Source organism: Pseudomonas sp. E315 (assembly GCF_055406205.1).
In genome coordinates this window covers 118963-137450 of record NZ_JBUZPJ010000010.1, presented here as the reverse complement: position 1 = coordinate 137450, position 18488 = coordinate 118963, and the positions used below count along the sequence as shown (strand labels likewise).

The 18488-nt window shown below is 54.6% G+C and carries 15 protein-coding genes; 9 read left to right on the top strand and 6 right to left on the bottom strand.

Features of this window, described 5'->3' with window-relative positions; all coding sequences use genetic code 11:
- The 6 genes from ACZRJQ_RS15315 (at window position 1) to ACZRJQ_RS15290 (ending at window position 7615) form a co-directional block, all read left to right on the top strand.
- Entirely contained in the window at window positions 1-2478 is a 2478-nt protein-coding gene (locus tag ACZRJQ_RS15315; RefSeq protein ID WP_463979168.1) for a fimbria/pilus outer membrane usher protein, read from the top strand.
- A 163-nt stretch (window positions 2479-2641) separates the two neighbouring features.
- A complete protein-coding gene (locus ACZRJQ_RS15310) occupies window positions 2642-3052 on the top strand; it encodes a DUF1120 domain-containing protein (protein WP_463979167.1) in 411 nt (136 codons plus the stop codon).
- A 162-nt stretch (window positions 3053-3214) separates the two neighbouring features.
- Window positions 3215-3544 carry a thioredoxin TrxA gene (gene trxA, locus ACZRJQ_RS15305; RefSeq protein ID WP_016783018.1) on the top strand — a complete coding sequence of 110 codons (330 nt, stop codon included), beginning with the start codon at window positions 3215-3217 and terminating at the stop codon, window positions 3542-3544.
- Window positions 3545-3777: 233 nt separating this feature from the next.
- Entirely contained in the window at window positions 3778-5037 is a 1260-nt protein-coding gene (gene rho, locus ACZRJQ_RS15300) for a transcription termination factor Rho (RefSeq protein WP_003438291.1), read from the top strand.
- A 143-nt stretch (window positions 5038-5180) separates the two neighbouring features.
- The gene (gene ubiD / locus ACZRJQ_RS15295) at window positions 5181-6647 is read left to right on the top strand and encodes a 4-hydroxy-3-polyprenylbenzoate decarboxylase (RefSeq protein ID WP_463979166.1); all 1467 of its coding nucleotides are present in this window, start codon (window positions 5181-5183) and stop codon (window positions 6645-6647) included.
- The gene (locus ACZRJQ_RS15290; protein ID WP_463979165.1) at window positions 6647-7615 is read left to right on the top strand and encodes a CDP-6-deoxy-delta-3,4-glucoseen reductase; all 969 of its coding nucleotides are present in this window, start codon (window positions 6647-6649) and stop codon (window positions 7613-7615) included. Before ubiD ends, ACZRJQ_RS15290 begins: the two co-directional genes overlap by 1 nt.
- A 7-nt stretch (window positions 7616-7622) precedes the next feature.
- Here ACZRJQ_RS15290 and ACZRJQ_RS15285 read toward each other — a convergent pair whose 3' ends face one another.
- The gene (locus ACZRJQ_RS15285; protein WP_463979222.1) at window positions 7623-8072 is read right to left on the bottom strand and encodes a sn-glycerol-3-phosphate transporter; all 450 of its coding nucleotides are present in this window, start codon (window positions 8070-8072) and stop codon (window positions 7623-7625) included.
- Between the two features lie 263 nt (window positions 8073-8335).
- Here ACZRJQ_RS15285 and ACZRJQ_RS15280 point away from each other — a divergent pair, with 263 nt between their 5' ends.
- Window positions 8336-8989: a gamma-glutamylcyclotransferase gene (locus ACZRJQ_RS15280; RefSeq protein WP_463979164.1), complete on the top strand. Its 654-nt coding sequence runs from the start codon at window positions 8336-8338 to the stop codon at window positions 8987-8989.
- Here ACZRJQ_RS15280 and ACZRJQ_RS15275 read toward each other — a convergent pair.
- Window positions 8973-10169, bottom strand: a complete 1197-nt coding sequence (locus ACZRJQ_RS15275; protein ID WP_463979163.1) for a hypothetical protein — start codon at window positions 10167-10169, stop codon at window positions 8973-8975. The genes ACZRJQ_RS15280 and ACZRJQ_RS15275 overlap by 17 nt on opposite strands.
- Before the next feature lie 313 nt (window positions 10170-10482).
- On the bottom strand, window positions 10483-11826 hold the full coding sequence (gene glpT / locus ACZRJQ_RS15270) for a glycerol-3-phosphate transporter (RefSeq protein ID WP_463979162.1): 1344 nt from the start codon (window positions 11824-11826) through the stop codon (window positions 10483-10485).
- A gap of 367 nt (window positions 11827-12193) precedes the next feature.
- On the opposite strand from glpT, the gene ACZRJQ_RS15265 reads away from it, so the two are divergent.
- Together ACZRJQ_RS15265 and ACZRJQ_RS15260 are read left to right on the top strand one after the other, a co-directional pair.
- Window positions 12194-12886, top strand: a complete 693-nt coding sequence (locus tag ACZRJQ_RS15265; protein ID WP_463979161.1) for an energy transducer TonB — start codon at window positions 12194-12196, stop codon at window positions 12884-12886.
- A gap of 173 nt (window positions 12887-13059) precedes the next feature.
- On the top strand, window positions 13060-13464 hold the full coding sequence (locus tag ACZRJQ_RS15260) for a flagellar basal body-associated protein FliL (protein ID WP_463979160.1): 405 nt from the start codon (window positions 13060-13062) through the stop codon (window positions 13462-13464).
- A gap of 98 nt (window positions 13465-13562) precedes the next feature.
- Here the strand turns inward: ACZRJQ_RS15260 and ACZRJQ_RS15255 are convergent, their stop codons facing one another.
- Genes ACZRJQ_RS15255 through ACZRJQ_RS15245 form a run of 3 tightly spaced genes read right to left on the bottom strand, consistent with a single transcriptional unit; the run spans window position 13563 to window position 18375 of the window.
- A complete protein-coding gene (locus ACZRJQ_RS15255; RefSeq protein WP_463979159.1) occupies window positions 13563-14681 on the bottom strand; it encodes an ABC transporter permease in 1119 nt (372 codons plus the stop codon).
- Window positions 14681-17413: a ribosome-associated ATPase/putative transporter RbbA gene (gene rbbA / locus ACZRJQ_RS15250; RefSeq protein WP_463979158.1), complete on the bottom strand. Its 2733-nt coding sequence runs from the start codon at window positions 17411-17413 to the stop codon at window positions 14681-14683. Before rbbA ends, ACZRJQ_RS15255 begins: the two co-directional genes overlap by 1 nt.
- Window positions 17410-18375 (bottom strand): HlyD family secretion protein, encoded by a 966-nt coding sequence (locus ACZRJQ_RS15245; protein ID WP_463979157.1) that lies wholly within the window; start codon window positions 18373-18375, stop codon window positions 17410-17412. The genes rbbA and ACZRJQ_RS15245 overlap by 4 nt, the downstream gene beginning before the upstream one ends.
- Between the last annotated feature and the right edge of the window lie 113 nt (window positions 18376-18488).

Here is an 18488-nt window from a genome sequence, read left to right as displayed (position 1 = left end):
ATGAACGCTATTTGCAGTGCTGTTGTATGCGCCAGTGGTTTCAAGCGTCTTAGCCGCTCATCGTGGTCATTGCTCAAAGGTGTTTGTTTTTTCGGTATGGGAGGCGTCACACCGTGCGTGTTGGGCGCATCAGACGCTCAGATCATCGCTCAAAATGTAGAGTTTGATACTGACGTCATGAGCAGCCGAGGTGTTGACTCGGCCCTTGCAGAATACTTTCGGTACGAACCCCGTTTTCGCGAGGGTGAGCGGGTCGTCACGCTGGTGGTCAATGGCAATCGACGCGGCTTGGTTCGTGCCCGATTCGATCGTAATGGTGTGCTGTGTTTCTCTCCAGCATTACTTGATAAAGCAGGGCTGCGCCGCATGGCTGCACAAAATGATGGAGCCCAAACCTGCCACGCTTTTTTGGCTCGTTATCCCCAAACAAGGGTGACCTTGAGGCCTAATCAAGAAGAAGTCTTTCTGGTCGTGCCGACCCAGGCGTTAGACGATATTGCCCCTCCCGATACTGTGTTCTCCGATGCTGGTACTGCGGGAATGTTCAGCTATGACTTATTGGGGGGGGAGAATCGGGTACCAGGTAGTTCTACCCGACATCTCTCGGCGTCGACGTTGGCAGGGTTCAATGCGGGCAACTGGGTTGTACGAAGCCGTCAGCAATGGGTGTTCGAGTCGAAAGTTAATCGTTTTGAGCACCTCTATGCTTTTGCGCAGCACGATTTTCAACGCTTGGACTCAACGTTCCAACTGGGCCAAATCAATACAGCAGGCCCAATGTTCTCCGGTCTGCCGATTACGGGAGCTCAACTGTTTCCCAGTAACCGGCGAGGCATCCAGGATTTGGACGGCACAAGGGTTGAAGGGGTGGCGACCAGTCAATCGCGTATTGAAATACGACAATCGGGTGCGTTGATACACACGACCATCGTGCCCGCGGGGCCGTTCAGTGTGAGTGGCTTTAGTTTGCTTAACGCCAGCAATGATTTGCAGGTCAGAGTGATTGATGAAAGCGGTTCGTCACGAGAGTTTTCGGTGTCTTCAGCCTCTTTTCATCACATCACTCAGGCGCCTGCGGGGTATTACTTGGCAATGGGCAAGGTGCGGTCGGTTTCTAACTACAACGTTGAGCCTCAGTCCGTTGCAACTGCTGGCGGCAGTTGGGGGTTGGGGCGCGAAGTGATGTTCAGTGCTGGACTGATGGGGGCCGAGGGTTACCACGCGGCTGGCTGGGGGCTCGACACTCGGCTATTTGAGCACTTTGATGTGCGTTGGCGCACGATCGTTGCGCGTCAAGCAGTAACCGATGACAGCGGCGTGCAGCAGAGTATTTCTGTCTCAAGTGCTTTTTTTCAGAGGGCAAGCGCAAGCCTGAGTGCGACCCTGCGAAGCAAGGCTTATAGCGATTTGCTTGATGACCAGCGCGATAGCGATGATTTGTCTCGTCAGCGCTTTGCAAATCAATACACGGCAACGCTTGGATGGGTTGACCCGCAGTGGGGTGGGCTAAGTGTTGGTTACAGTCGCAGCGCACTCAGTAACGGGCTAAGCAATCAACGTGTTTACGGCTCTTGGGGTAAAAGTTTTGGCTACGCCGGCGTGTCTCTCAGTGTCGAGAAAAACGTGGGGTCGACGCACAAGGATCAAAACGCTCTGTCGGCTTATTTGAGTGTGAGTGTCGCCTTGGGTCGCTCTCGCCAGTTGCGCTCCTACGCGAGTCATCGGAACAAGACATTGGCGCTGGGTACATCTCTTGGCGAGCAGGTGAGCGACTCTCTGAGCTACCGACTGGGTGTCGAGGGCGGGAATGGGGGGCGCACCACCAGATTCAATGCGGACATTGGTCTATTGCCGCGTTATACCCAGCTCAATCTTGGGGTTAGTCATGACGATTCAAGCACTTACTCTATAGGTCAGCTCAGAGGGGGTGCTGTCTTGCACGGAGGTGGCATTACGTTATCTCCTTATCCGATTCAGGAAACCTTTGGTATTGCCTCAGTAGGAGAGCTTTCAGGGGTCAAAATTTCTACACCGTTGGGCCCCGCTTGGACCGACCCCAAAGGGCAGGCAGTTATTGCCAGCCTCCCGGCCTATAGCCCTGGCCGAGTTGAGGTGGTTACCAGGACGTTGCCGCGCCAGATTGATATCCAGAATGGTTTCAAGCAAGTGCAGGCCGGACGTGGGTCATTCAATACGATTGATTTTGAAGTGGTTCAGGTGCGCCGTTTGTTGCTGCAGATACTGGATGAGCAAGGGCTACCGATTTCACGTGGCGCATCCGTGTTGACGAAAAACGGGAAGTTTCTGGGCTCGGTAGTGGAGGCTGGAAAGGTCTTTTTGAGCGATATTCAAGGTGAAGAAACACTGATGGTAAAAATGGCCGATTTACGCGAGTGTGAACTGCAGCTGGCTGTGTCGCCGTTGCCTGATGGGGAGTCGTTGTACGAAACAGCACAAAGAGTTTGCCATGTTCGCTGAGATCAATTGCAGGATGTTTGCAATACGCACACTCAAGAGATACTTGAGGATGGGCGCCGTATCGTGTGGGCTATTTGGAGCACCCCTGGCTCTAGCATCAGACTGCAATGTTTGGTTGAGTGGCAATGAAGTGGATTATGGTCGGTTGCACCGAGGAGAGTTGATGGATCTACACTCCGGGCAAAATTTGCTGACATTGGGCACCCGTATGCTCACGTTGAGTGTGAGTTGTCAGGCCCCGGAGTTGATTAAATTACGATTTAACGGCGTCAGCGCAGGAGCACAGTTATTTCGACTAGGTCATCAAGGCCAATTCAGCTTGCGGATCCGAGATGCCATGTTCGATGGGACGCTTGCGCTGCTTGCTCAAGAGGGTAGCAACACATTTGAGCGGCATCAGACATTTGACGGCGGTCAGGTCGTAATTGCACAGGGTTCTGGAGGTCTAGGCCATGCTAAGTTGTTTACCGCCCAGATCGAGGTACAGGCGCAGCTTAATGAGCAGCAAACTAAAGTTCTGGAAGAAACTTTGATTGAAGGGGCGGGTACGTTTGAGCTGATCACCACCGATTGAACGCTCACATCAATTGCGTTCATGACAGTGTTGAGTGTTTGAAATGACCCATACCCGCACTCACGCGCAACTATAGTGAAAGTCAATCGTCCCTCAGCTTCCTGAACGCGGTGATGACGGCTATGATGTGCTACGTTTTTGCTTACAACCACGGAGACTTCCATGAGCAGCGATCTTATTAAACACGTCACCGACGCTAGCTTTGAGGCCGATGTTCTCAAGGCTGAAGGCGCTGTATTGGTCGATTACTGGGCTGAATGGTGTGGCCCTTGCAAAATGATCGCGCCAGTTCTGGACGAGATCGCAGAGACTTACAAAGGCAAGTTGACTGTTGCCAAGCTGAACATTGATGAAAACCAGGAAACCCCGGCCAAACACGGCGTACGCGGTATTCCAACGCTGATGCTGTTCAAAAACGGCAACGTTGAAGCGACTAAAGTAGGTGCGCTGTCGAAGTCGCAGCTGGCTGCGTTCCTCGACGCTAACATCTAAGTGTCGATAAAAGCCCCGCTAAATGCGGGGCTTTTTCATGGCTCAAGGACTAGACGCTATGAAACTCAAGTGGTACATTCGGCCCCGCACTGGTTTCTCCACTGCCCCCTACAAGCCGTCGCCGACGCACTCCTTATCGAATTAGTACGCGATCCTGTCGCCTTCTCTGCGGCGCGGCCTCATTAAGCCAAAAGCTTAATTTCCCCCTCCATAAATGATTACGTCATTCCTATATGAACCTGACTGAACTCAAGCAAAAGCCGATTACCGAACTGCTCGAATTGGCCGAACAGATGGGCATAGAAAATATGGCCCGTTCGCGCAAGCAGGACGTGATTTTCTCCCTGCTGAAAAAGCACGCGAAAAGCGGCGAGGAAATCTCCGGTGATGGCGTGCTGGAGATCCTCCAGGACGGCTTCGGCTTCCTGCGTTCTGCTGACGCCTCTTACTTGGCCGGCCCGGACGATATCTACGTCTCGCCTAGCCAGATTCGTCGCTTCAACTTGCGCACTGGTGACACCATCGTCGGCAAAATCCGTCCGCCAAAAGAAGGCGAGCGGTACTTCGCACTGCTGAAGGTCGACACGATCAACTACGATCGTCCAGAGAACGCGAAAAACAAGATTCTCTTTGAGAACTTGACCCCGCTGTTCCCGACTGTGCGCATGAAGATGGAAATCGGTAACGGTTCCACCGAAGATTTGACCGGTCGTGTTATCGACCTGTGTGCTCCGATTGGTAAAGGTCAGCGTGGTCTGATCGTTGCTCCGCCAAAAGCGGGCAAAACCATCATGTTGCAGAACATCGCGTCGAACATTTCACGTAACAACCCTGAAGTGCACTTGATCGTTCTGCTGATCGACGAGCGCCCGGAAGAAGTCACCGAAATGCAGCGCACCGTGCGCGGCGAAGTGGTTGCCTCCACCTTCGACGAGCCACCAACCCGCCACGTGCAGGTTGCTGAAATGGTGATCGAGAAGGCTAAGCGCCTGGTTGAGCACAAAAAAGACGTAGTGATTCTGCTCGACTCCATCACTCGTCTGGCGCGTGCCTACAACACCGTGATCCCAAGCTCCGGCAAGGTATTGACTGGTGGTGTTGATGCCCACGCCCTGGAGAAACCAAAGCGTTTCTTCGGTGCTGCGCGAAACATCGAAGAAGGCGGCTCGCTGACCATCATCGCTACCGCGCTGGTTGAAACCGGCTCGAAGATGGATGAAGTGATCTACGAAGAGTTCAAAGGCACCGGCAACATGGAACTGCCTCTGGACCGCAAAATCGCTGAAAAGCGCGTCTTCCCTGCGATCAACATCAACCGCTCCGGCACCCGCCGTGAAGAGCTGCTGACCGCTGATGACGAGCTGCAACGCATGTGGATTCTGCGCAAGCTGTTGCACCCTATGGACGAAGTCGCGGCTATCGAGTTCTTGATCGATAAGCTCAAGCAGACTAAGACCAACGACGAGTTCTTCTTGTCGATGAAGCGCAAGTAATACGTTGCACGCCAAGCAAGAGCCGGGGAACCCCGGCTTTTTGCTGTCTGACCTTTTTTGATCTGGGCAGCTCTCCCTTCTGAACAGGCGGCTTGGGCGCTACACTCGGTCTCCCAACGCCACGGCCAACACGAGGCTCAAGCATGCAGTACCGCGATTTACGCGATTTTATTAGCGGGCTGGAAACGCGCGGCGAACTTAAGCGCATCCAGATCCCGGTGTCCCCTAAGCTTGAAATGACAGAAATCTGCGACCGCACGCTGCGAGCCAAAGGTCCGGCGCTGTTGTTCGAGAACCCCACGGGCCACACCATCCCGGTATTGGGCAACTTGTTCGGTACACCCGAGCGTGTTGCTTTAGGCATGGGCGCTGAAGCGGTCAGTGAGTTGCGAGAAATCGGCAAATTGCTGGCCTTCCTCAAAGAGCCGGAGCCGCCTAAGGGCCTGAAAGACGCGTGGTCCAAGCTGCCGATTTTCCGCAAAATCATCTCTATGGCCCCGAAAGTCGTCAAAGACGCGGTGTGCCAGGAAGTCGTGATTGAAGGTGATGACGTAGATCTGGCTATGCTGCCAGTTCAGCATTGCTGGCCGGGCGACGTGGCTCCGTTGATCACGTGGGGTTTGACTGTCACCAAAGGCCCAAACAAAGATCGCCAGAACCTGGGCATTTATCGTCAGCAAGTGATTGGCCGTAACAAGGTCATCATGCGCTGGTTGAGCCATCGTGGCGGGGCGCTGGACTATCGCGACTGGTGCGAAAAGCATCCCGGTCAGCCGTTCCCTGTGTCCGTTGCGCTTGGTGCCGACCCAGCGACGATTCTTGGCGCTGTAACTCCCGTGCCAGACAGCTTGTCTGAATACGCGTTTGCAGGCTTGTTGCGCGGTAATCGCACCGAACTGGTGAAGTGCCGGGGCAATGATTTGCAAGTGCCAGCCACGGCTGAAATCATCCTCGAAGGCGTGATTCACCCAGGCGAGATGGCCCCTGAAGGCCCGTATGGCGACCACACCGGCTATTACAACGAAGTCGACAGCTTCCCGGTGTTCACCGTTGAACGCATCACCCATCGGGTCAAACCGATTTACCACAGCACCTACACTGGCCGTCCACCCGATGAGCCAGCGATTTTGGGTGTGGCGCTGAACGAAGTGTTCGTGCCGATACTGCAAAAGCAGTTCCCGGAGATCACCGATTTTTACCTGCCGCCTGAAGGCTGCTCGTACCGCATGGCCATCGTGACCATGAAGAAGCAGTACCCCGGCCATGCCAAGCGGGTCATGCTCGGTGTGTGGTCGTTTTTGCGCCAGTTCATGTACACCAAGTTCGTTATCGTGACCGACGACGACATCAACGCCCGCGACTGGAACGACGTGATTTGGGCCATTACCACGCGCATGGACCCCAAGCGTGACACGGTGATGATCGAAAACACGCCTATCGACTACCTCGACTTTGCTTCGCCCGTGTCGGGCCTGGGCTCGAAGATGGGGCTGGATGCGACCAACAAGTGGCCGGGTGAAACCGACCGTGAATGGGGCCGGGTTATCGTCAAGGACGAGGCTGTTACTCGCCGGATCGATGACATTTGGAATCAATTAGGAATAGATTGATGCGTGTAACCTTGCAGCCGTCAGGCGCCGTGTTGGAGACCTTGCCTGGCGAGCGGATTCTGGATGCAGCGCAGCGTCTGGGCTACGAATGCCCGCAAAGCTGTCGTAACGGAAACTGCCATGTGTGTGCTGCCTTGCTGGTTGAAGGCCAAGTGCAGCAAGCCGGTGATGTGCGCGACCACGGCGAGATCTATACCTGTCTTGCCGAGCCTGTGGACGACTGCGTTGTGTTGTGGGATGGCGTGCTTGCGCCAGGAGAATTGCCGGTGCGTAGTTTGGCCTGTCAGTTGGTTGAATGTGTCGAGTTGGGTGGCGATGTGTGGCGTGTGCGCTTGCGTGCGCCAGCGGGCAAGCCGCCGCGTTATCACGCGGGGCAATACGTGATGCTGGAGCGCGAGAACGGCGAGAAATCGGCCTTTTCGCTGGCCAGCGCGCCGCATGCCGGGCGTGATCTTGAGCTGCATGTGTTGGTGCGCGAAGACAGCGCTCGCAGCCTGATCGAGCAGTTGCAGCGCAATAAGATGATTCGTGTTGAGCTGCCGTTTGGTGACACGCATTTATCCGAACTGCCGAATGCCCCGTTGGTATTGATTGCGGCGGGCACGGGAATGGCTCAGATGCACAGCCTGATCGAGCACTGCCGTAAACAGGGTTTTGCCCACCCGGTGCACCTGTATTGGGGTGTGCGCCGTCCTGACGACTTTTACACCTTGGACGAGTGGAGCGCGTGGGAGCAAACGCCCAATCTGTTCCTGCACAAGGTGGTGAGCGATGTATGCGGTTGGGAAGGTCGTTGTGGTCTGCTGCACGAGGCCGTGTGTCAAGACATCAGCGACCTCAGCTCCGTCTACGTTTATGCCAGTGGTTCCCCGGCGATGATTTACGGCACCCTGGACGCGTTGGTTGAAGCGGGTATGGACGCTCATCAAATGCGCGCGGATGTGTTTGCCTACTGCCCGCGCACTTGAGCCCAGATTAAAAACGCAACCCGGTGGTAATCATGGCGGCGTTAAAGCCGAGCAAGACCAGCTCGGCAGCCACTGGGCCGTAATGCAGGCCCACCGACGGGATAATTACCGGCGCAACGCCAAAGCGGTTGAGTGGGATCTTGTCCTGATAGTCGCCGTGATAGCCTTCCAGCAACCCGCCGGTTAGCTTGAGATAGACCGGGTAGTTATCGCTATCAAAGCGCTTGCCGAAGTAGGCGTAGTACGAACGCTGCCTGAACGAGTTACGAAACGTCGCGCCCCCTACCAGCCACCCCGAACCGTCGTGGTATTCAAGGCCAATCAAATCCTGATTGTTATTGTGTTCGGGGTCTGGCGAGAAGTGCTTGGTATAGACGCTGGTTTGTACGTACCAGAACTCCTTGCCCTGTTGTTGTGTGTTGTCTTGCGCGACTGCGGCGCTGGCACTTGCCAACATCAAGAGGCCAAAGGTTCTTGATTTCGTCATTTAAAGGCTCTGTCAGTCATTAGGCATGCGCCTGTGGCGGGCCACTATAGAGATAATTTTTGCGCTCAGCTTGAACCTTACCCATACAGACCCGTGAACGTCCCGTTGAGCGTAGCCGTGTTTGTGACATTGGCTTGTCATATGTCAGGTGGTGCGAGTCATTCCATTTTTAGTGCTATAAGATTCATCGCGTTATTTTTGTTTGCAGCCTGCAAGGCCCCTTACCTTTCGATATGACTGTCATTGAATCCGCCTGTTTAACGTCGGTTTATCCCCCGCAACTCGATCTTGGGGCGCCGTTAACCCCCGAACAATTGCTTAGCTCCATGCACAGCACCATGGCGCGCCATCAAGGCGGGCCTGTCTGGTTGTTTGCCTATGGTTCACTGATTTGGCGGCCTGAGTGTTCGGCGGTTGAACGTGTGCGGGGGCGGGTGCATGGCTACCATCGCGGCCTGTATTTGTGGTCCCACGAGCATCGCGGAACGCCCCAGTTACCGGGTTTGGTATTTGGTCTGGATCGTGGCGGCTCGTGCAGTGGTTTTGCCTATCGCCTGCCAGAAGAAAACCTCGACGCTGCGCTCTACGCCCTGTGGTTGCGTGAAATGCCCGTGCCCTCTTATCGGCCGCACTGGCTCACTTGCCGGCTTGAAGACGGCACTCAGGTTCAGGCGTTGGGATTTGTGTTAGAGCGGCATTTGCCCAGCTACGCGGGCAACCTGCCAGATGGCGTGCTCAGTCAGGTACTGGCCAACGCTTGCGGGCGCTATGGCACCACTCGCGATTATGTCGAGCAGACCGTGAGCGCCCTGCGTAGCCACGCCATGCCAGATCGTAATCTGGAGGCGCGGCTCAAGCGCTGTGTATTGATCAAGCCAGAGATTTGAAATGTTCATCCCAAACCTGCTCAACCATTAGCTCATCTTTCAAGCTTAAGGCGTGCATGCCGGTTTTATGTTCGGCGCAACCTTGCATAAGGCGTATGCCGGCAACAATGTGTGTTGCGCAGGGTTGATGAATTGAGGCGTCAGCGATTCCGAAGCTGATCTGTGTATTGGGTGATTCACCGTCAAAAGGAAGCACCAACTCATGACCCGTTTCTGAAATGCTGTAGATGAAGGTCTGCTCTCTGCATTTTTCAGTTTTGAGCTGAACCAGCTTTTGTTTCTTCAGTGCAGGAAGGTCTAACTCGTCGTCTGGAGACGTGACGGTGAGAATAATTGCGCCATCTTTCAGAAACTTTAAATCCTCCTTGGTAATGGCTTTATTGCCGGTGGCACAAAATAAAACATCACACTGTTTCAATAACTCAGTTTTGTGCGGGGCAATATTTTCCAGCGCTATATCGTTTAGTTTTTTTTCGTCGATATCATAAACAAGAAAGTTTTTAACCCCGCGTTCCTGCAGCAAGTATCTTATGCGTCCCCCTAGCGTTCCATGCCCAATGATACCTACTTTAATGTCGTCTCCAAATAGCATGATTCCTTCGTTTTGAAGATAGAGTTCAGAGACCAGCATGATGCTATCAGATGAAGCAAAATCGCTTTTCTTTTTAATACTCAAGCGACCAATAGATATCATGGGTCTATCGTTAACCGTACTGTTGAGGTATCGGTTTTCACCATTGATAGCGTATTCAGCAATGCCCGATATCATATTAGGTTTGAACACTTTCAACGTGTTCGGGTTGAGTGAGAAGTAACCACCATGATCAAGGACAATGCAGTCGCCATCGCTGCCAATAGCCCGTTCTATCGTGCTGACGGTCTCATCGGAGAGTGCAGTCATGTCACTTTTTGATATATCAAGAATCGGATAATTTGACCGCAGTAATATGCGTCGTGTCAGGTTATTTTTATTTGTCGAGTTTTTAAGAATGATTCCGCATAGATCGAAATTTTTTGAAATGCTTTCGATCATAGATAAGGTTGAATTATAACCTGGGCAAACAAGTAGGATTTTTTTCTTCGTGTGGGTAGGAGGAAGCGCTTTTTTGATTAGAGCGTTGTAAAAACCTACCGATTTTCTGTAATGGTGCTTATTTATTATGTGTTCTAAGTTCATCATGTTCGAGTGCCTTATTTCAAGGCGCGATAGTACGTTAAGTGCGCATTAATGTGATGCTGATATTGCTTCCAGTTCTTTCATTGGACGGACTGGTCTTTCGCCACTATTTATGGCGCTTTATTTCCGTATATGACGCGTTGTCATTTGTTGAATGGACGTGTCGAGGATGTTGGAAGAACGTTATAGGCTGCGCGGGCGATAACTTCATTCATGTTCATGTTCATGTTGGGCATACCTTGAGTGTTCTGCGTAGCCGCGCCATGCCAGATCGTAATCTGGAGGCGCGGCTCAAGCGCTGTGAGTCAATTCAGCCTTAAGCGTTGCGTGCTTCGCTGGCCTCTTTCTTGTGGCGCAAGGTCGGGATCATGAACGCGATGGCCAATAGGCAAGCGCTGATCAGCAGCACAAAGCCGCCATCCCAACCGAAGTGGTCAACCAGATAGCCCATTGCGGCACTGGCTGCGACCGAGCCGCCCAAGTAGCCGAATAGTCCGGTAAAGCCTGCCGCCGTTCCTGCTGCTTTCTTCGGCGCCAGCTCCAGTGCCTGCAAGCCAATCAGCATGACCGGCCCGTAAATCAGGAAGCCGATGGAGAACAGCGCGATCATGTCGATGGTCGGGTTGCCCGGTGGGTTGAGCCAGTACACCAGCGTCGCCACAGTGACCAGTGACATAAACACAATCCCGGTCAGGCCGCGGTTGCCACGGAAAATCTTGTCCGACATCCAGCCACACAACAGCGTGCCCGGAATCCCGGCCCACTCATAAAAGAAGTACGCCCACGATGTTGTATCCACCGTGAAATGCTTAGCTTCTTTGAGGTAGGTGGGCGCCCAGTCCAATACGCCATAGCGCAGCAGGTAGACGAACACGTTGGCCAGCGCGATGTACCACAGCATTTTGTTGCGCAGCACGTATTTGACGAAAATCTCTTTGGCGCTGAATTCGTCTTCGTGGCTGGAGTCGTAACCCGCCGGGTAATCATTTTTATACTGCTCAATCGGCGGTAAGCCTACCGACTGCGGGGTGTCGCGCATGGTGACAAAGGCAAATATCGCCACCAACAGCGCCACGGTCGCGGGCACATAAAAGGCCGCATGCCAATCGTTGAACCAGGCCATGCCCAGTAAAAACAGAGGGCCGATTAAACCACCGCCCACGTTATGCGCCACGTTCCAGACTGAAACCACGCCACCGCGTTCTTTTTGCGACCACCAATGCACCATCGTCCGGCCACTGGGCGGCCAGCCCATGCCCTGCGCCCAGCCATTGATAAACAGCAAAATGAACATCATGGTCACGCTGGACGTTGCCCAAGGTGCGAAACCGAAAATAAACATTACGGCTGCTGAAATCAGCAAGCCAAACGGCAGAAAAAACCTTGGGTTAGAGCGGTCGGACACCAAACCCATCAGGAACTTGGACAAACCGTAAGCAATGGCAATGGCAGACATGGCAACGCCAAGCTGGCCCCGGGTGTAACCCTCGTCAATCAAGTACGGCATGGCCAGCGAGAAGTTTTTGCGCAGCAGGTAGTAACCCGCGTAGCCAAAAAAGATACCGGCGAAAATCTGCCATCGAAGGCGTCGGTAAGTGCTGTCTATTTTTTCTTCAGGCAGAGGTGCCTGGTGTGCGGCAGGTCGGAAAAAAGCAAACATTCAAGAGCTCCAAATTTCTTGTTATATCAGCGGTGCCGAACGTTACATTTTCGTTACTGAAAATGACAGGCCTTGTCATCTGAAGCGGAAGGAAACATCGGGCGTGGCATGTTCACTTATGAACATGTCGTTCACGTATAAACCTGTCCACAGGTGACGTGCCTTTGAGTCGGGAGTGAAACTATCCACAGGGCCTGAAGAATGGCCGGTGCAGGCGTATTTATAGGCTTTACGGCTGCCCGTTTAATCGGAGCCATCCCACATCACGATCGGAGCTCGTGAACTGAAAGAATTGGCTACATATTCATATCATCCCTACCTCTGCATTGATGCAGGCGCGTATGGCGCGAGCACCGGGGTGAAGGTGATGAAGTGTTTAGCTGGATGGGTGGTGATGTTTATAGCGTTTGGCGTGTGGGCAGATCAGGTGCCACCCGCGCTTGAGTACAAGCCAGAGCCTGAATACCCACTAGGGCCAGGCAAAATGGGATTGTCCGGGGATGTTCGGGTGGCATTCGTGATTAAGCCTGACGGCTCTGCAGTTGATCCTAAAATTCTTTACAGCACCCACCCTGATTTTGCGGGAGCGACGCTTGAGGCTGTTCGTCAGTGGAGGTTCTCAAGCTGGCCGATAGAGGGAGATAGCCCTAAGGAGATAAAAGCGACTACTTCAGTGGTTTTCAATGCCCATTCCAATCCCAAAACTCTCAAGATAAAACCAGGCTTCGATATCACGGCCGCTACCTGTCGCCAGTTCAACCTCGAGGTTGAAGACCTCTTTCGCCATGGTCATCGCCATATGCCTTTGCAAAACTTGAGCTTGTTTCAGATAACGCGCAGCCGATTGATTGATGGCTATGTAAAAGGTCGGTACTCCAATGAACAGTTATCGACCGGGTTGTATGACCTTTCGCAACAAATGAAGGCAATAGTAAGAACGTGCCAGCGTAAAACCAGCCGCAAATTTGTGGACATGCTGCCCGAAAGTACTCAGGCACTCCTGTTAGCAGGGGCTGTAAACCTTGGTGCGATGGAGCAAAAAATAGCCGCTGAACAATGAGCCGCCTAATGATTCGGGCTTGCCCGTATTCGCCTCTTTAAGCCTGCGTACAGGGCGTGCGGTTTTATTCATGTCAACAAGCTCTTCTTTTCTCCGGGAATTGGCCGATAACACTGGATAGGCCTTCAAGCTGCCCCGTATGCTTGGCCCCAAACCGTACAAAGGAGCGAATTGTGAAAGCGTGGATCATGTTGATGCTGGCCCTGTCTTTGCCGATGGCGGCGGTCGCGCAAGAGGCTAAAGAGGGTGACACCAAGGTCAGCTACATCAGTCTGACGCCTCCATTTGTGGGCAATTACGGCTTGGACGGCAGCCCGAAGCTCAAGGTCTATAAGGCGGATATTTCCCTGCGCGTTACGGGGGCTGAGGCGGCCAAGGCCGTGAAAGACAATGAGCCGTTGATTCGTAATCAACTGGTTGGGCTATTTACCCAGCAAACCGCAGAAGGCATGAGCAACGTCGAAGCCAAGGAAAAACTGCGTCAAGAAGCCTTGAAGCAGATCCAGCAGGTAATGAACGACGAAACCGGCAAGCCAATGGTGGAAGATTTACTGTTCAACAATTTGATTGTTCAGTAAGGGCGCAACGCCAATCCCGTAGACGCTGGCAAGGCTGCGAGCTTTAAACGACTAAAGTTCGCAGCTTTCGCTAGTGCCTTGTCGATACATGTAGGTGCTTACGACGCTAGGCTCTTGCGGAATCTAGCCAATGCAATGGCGAAGAACACCAGCCCGATGGTGGCCAGTGCCAGTAAGTCCGGCCACACCACTTCTACCCCGGCATCGCGGAACAAGATAGCCGCGCTCAAGCTCACAAAATGGGTGGATGGCGAGCATTGCATCACCCATTGCAGCCACTCGGGCATGCTGTCCAGCGGCGTGCTGCCCCCCGAGAGCAGTAGCATCGGGATGATTACGGGAATCGCCAGTAGCCCGAATTGCGGTGTAGAGCGTGCCAAGGTGGCGAGAAAAATACCCAACGCAGTGCTAGCAAACAGGTACAGCGCCGTCACCCCTAAAAATAGCGACAACGACCCTGCCAGCGGCACGCCCAGTGCCCATTTGACGATGACTTCCAGTGACACCCAAGTGCACAGCACCACCACCAGCATGTTGCTCCAGATTTTGGCGAGCATGATTTCCAGCGCAGTCAGCGGCAACACCAGCAAGTGATCGAGAGTCCCATGTTCGCGCTCGCGCAGCAGTGCCGTGCCCGTCAACACAATGGCCAAAATGGTGATGTTGTTGACGATCTGGATTACTGCTAAAAACCAGCCACCTTCCAGGTTGGGGTTGAACAACGCACGGCTGCTGAGCAATGCGGGTGTTTTTGCTGCCGCTTGTGCTTGGCCTGCATAGTCGAGCAGCTCGCGCTGGAAGATCCGCCCGATATAACCCGCCCCCATAAACGCTTGGCTCATGGCGGTGGCATCGACGTTGACCTGCACGCTCGGCTCGCGGCCCGCCAGCAAGTCGGCTTGAAAGTTGGCCGGCAGGTTAATCACAAACGTGTACTGGCCACTGTCCATCGACTGATCCAGTTGGTCGTAGGGCAGAGGTTGCGGTGTCTGGAATTCCGGCGGCAATAGCGACTCGCTCAGTTTGCGTGACAGGGCGCTGTGGTCTTCATCGACGATGGCGACGCTGGCGTTATGTACGCCAATAATTGAGCCTGCCGCTGGCATATAAATCGCCACAGTGAAGGCGTAAAACAAAAACAGCAGCAGCACACTGTCGTGTCGCAGGCTGGTGAGTTCCTTGAGACCCAGGCGCAGGATGTGCGAGAGCTTGTGCATCAAACCTCCTGCTTCTTGAGCATGATCAGGCTCAGCCCCGTAAACGCCACAAAGAACCCCAGCAGCGCCAAGCACTGCGGCCACAGTTGGCGAAGGTCTAGCGCTTTGGTGAAGGTGCCCACAGCAATGTCGAGAAAGTGCCCGGCCGGGAACAGCATGCCCATCAACGCTGCCGAGCCGTCGAGCGAGGAGCGCGGCACGATCAACCCCGAAAACTGAATCGTCGGCAGGCTGGTGATGATCATCGTGCCCAAGATCGCCGCGATCTGGGTGCGGGTGAAGGCCGATATCAGCAGGCCCATGCTGGTGGTCGCCAGCACATACAGCAGCCCGCCCAATGCAAGCGTCATTGCGCTGCCTTTAAAGGGCACGCCAAACAGCCACCGGTTCATCGCCACGAGCAATGCCAAATTGACCAGACTCACGGCCAGATAAGGCGCCTGTTTACCCAATAAAAATTCAAGCCGGGTGAGTGGGGTGGCGTAGAAGTTGGTGATCGAGCCCAGTTCTTTTTCGCGCACAATGCCCAGTGCGGTGAGCATTGCAGGGATAAAGGCGAGAATCAGAGCCATCACGCCGGGGCCGATGGCGTTTACGCTGATGACGTCTTGGTTGTACCGAAAACGGGTTTCGAGCTTTGCAACAGCCTGCTTGTTTTGCGCCAGACTACTGTGCGCGGCCAGTTGCTCAAGGTTAGCCGTGTGTACAGCTTCAACGTAGTTACGACTGGTCTCGGCACGAAACGGCATGCCGCCGTCGAGCCAAGCGGCCACTGTGGGCTGGCGCCCGGCGTACAAATCGCGACCAAAACCCGGTGGGATTTCCAGCGCGATTTTGATCTCGGAGCGTTGCAGGCGTTTGTGTAGTTCGTCTGCGCTTTGGATCGGTGCATGCTCTTCGAAGTACCGCGAGCTGCGAAATGCCTCAAGGTAGGCGCGGCTCTGCGGGCTTTGGTCTTGGTCATACACGGCAAAGGCGAGGTTTTCGACGTCCAGCGAAATGCCATAGCCAAAAATCACCATCATGAACACGGCGCCCAACAGGGCGAAGGCCATGCGGACTTTATCGCGCAACAACTCTTTGGATTCGCGACTGGCGACGGCAATTAGTCGTGACAGGCTGAAGCCGCTTTTACTCGGTGGCGGTGGTGCGTTGAGCGCAGGTGCTGCGTTGGCCTCGGCGGCAGGTGCCGGGCTCGCGCTTTGCTCGTTTTGCGCTTGCTCTAAACAGGTGACAAAAGCCGCCTCCAGCGTGTCGCCCTTGAACTGCTGTTGCAGAGCGTGTGGGGTATCGCAGGCCAGCACTTTACCTGCGTGCATCAGCGAGATTCGGTCGCAGCGCTGGGCTTCATTCATGAAGTGAGTTGAGAGGAAAATCGTTACGCCTTGTTCGCGAGACAGCTCAATGAGCAGTCGCCAGAAGTCATCGCGCGCTGCCGGGTCGACGCCTGAGGTTGGCTCGTCGAGGATCAACACTTCAGGGCGGTGAAGCACCGCCACTGCCAATGACAGACGCTGACGCAGACCCAGAGGTAGCTCGCCGGATTGCTGTTCGGCCACTTCGCCGAGGTCGAAACGTTCAATGAGTTCTTCGATGCGCGCATGGCTATCATCTTTGGGCAAATCGAACAGTTGCGCGTGCAGCACCAAGTTTTGCCGCACGCTCAACTCGCCATACAGCGAGAAGCTTTGCGACATAAAACCCACACGTTTGCGGGTGGCCAGGTCTTTGGCGTTGACCGGGTTGCCCAATAGTTTGGCGCTGCCTTCGGTGGCTGGCATTAAACCGGTCAGGACTTTCATGGTGGTGGTTTTGCCACAGCCATTGGAGCCCAAAAAGCCGAAGATCTCGCCCCGGCCAATGGCAAAACTCACCTTGTTCACAGCGGTGAAATCACCGAATTTAAGGGTCAGATCATGGGCTTCAATTGCGATATCGCTGTTGTCACTGGTGCGGGGCGGGATCACCAGCGGCTCATTGTTGTGGCCGCTGTCTCCCTGATAGTGGGTAAAGGCTTCATCGAGTTTGCCGTTAGGGGTAACGGCGGCCAGTTCTTGGCTTAAGCCTGCCGCAATCAACTTGCCACGATCGAGCATCAAGCAATGTTCGAACTGCTCGGCTTCTTCCATGTAGGCCGTAGCGACCAGCAGTGTCAGTTGTGGCCGTTGGCTGCGCACGTCATCGACCAGCTCCCAAAAACGCCGCCGTGACAACGGATCGACGCCCGTGGTGGGTTCGTCAAGGATCAGCAAGTCAGGCTCGTGGATCAGCGCGCAACACAGCCCGAGTTTTTGCTTCATGCCGCCTGACAACTTGCCTGCCGGGCGCTCAGCAAAGCGCTCAAGGTCAGTGGCTTTGAGCAGGCTGGCCATGCGCTGCTCACAGTCGTCCCTGGACAGGCCGAACAGTGTGCCAAAAAACCGTATGTTTTCGCTGATCGACAATTCGGGGTACAGGTTGCCGCCCAAGCCTTGAGGCATGAAGGCAATCAGTGGGTACAGCGTGTTGCGATGACGGCGGTTATCAATCGGCCCGCCGAGCACTTCAAGTGTGCCTTGCTGGAGCTTTTTGACCCCGGCAATCAGCCCCAGCAAGCTTGATTTGCCCGCGCCATCCGGGCCAATCAACCCGCAGCGCGTTCCTTTGGGCAGGCTGAAGGTGATGTCGATCAGCGCTTGCTGCTTGCCGTACCGGTGGCTAATACCACTGGCGTTTAGCGCCAAGTCACTCATTGCAGATTAGCCGGCCAGTCAACGTCGGCTGTTTTCACATACCCTGCGCCGGGCATGCCCGGTTTTGCTTGCGGCACAGCACTTGGGTTGGTGAGGCGTAGCTTGACGCGGAACACCAATTTTTGGCGCTCATCGCGGGTTTCGACTTCTTTTGGGGTGAACTGCGATTTGGCCGCGACGAAAGCAATTTTCGCGGGCAGCGGCTGGTCGGGCAGGGCGTCCAGCACGATACGGGCGTCAGCACCAACGGTCAGCTTGCCGACCACCGAAGCGGGCAGGTACAGGTTCATGTACTGATCGCCGGGGTCGATCATCATAAATACGCGTCCGCCTGAGCCCAGCACTTCGCCGGGTTCAGCCAAACGTAGCTGAATCACACCATCGATGGGCGCGCGCAGGCTGCTGTCATCAATTTCGCTGGTGAGTTGGGCGACCTGTGCCTCAGAGGCGCCAATGGCCGCTTTTGCGGCTGCCACTTGTGCTTGCGCGGCCACCACAGCCGCGTTGCTAGTGTCGAACCGTGCCTGTTGTTGGTCGAGTTGTTGGCCGCTGGCAAAGCCACGTTGGGCCAACTGGCGAAAACGCTTGAGCTCTTGGCTGGCGAGCAGTTTTTCGCTTTGGCGCAGCTGTACGTTGGCTTCGTTGGCGGCCAGCGTTTGGCGGGCGCGCAGCACTTCGGCTTCGGCCTGATTGCGGCTGGCTTCGAGCGTGCGGGTGTCCATGCGAGCCAGTAATTGGCCCTTGGTTACGCGGTCACCTTCGTCAACCAGCACCTCGGCCAAACGCCCAGGAATCTTAGCGGCGATTTGCACTTCTGTGGATTCGAGCCGACCGTTACCCATGCTGATGCCTTCAGGAAGTCGGTCGTGCTGGGATTTCCAGTAACCAAACCCGCCTGCTGCGACCAGCAGGGCAACCAAAGGGATGACGAAATAATGGGAAATACGGTGATTCGTTGACATGCCAACTTCCTGTGTCACAGAGCGCTCTAGTTTGATGGTTTCAACGCCGAGGCGATTTGATGCCCGTCAAAGGAAGGTTCTAGCCTAGACGCTAATGCAGGATGCTGCCTGAT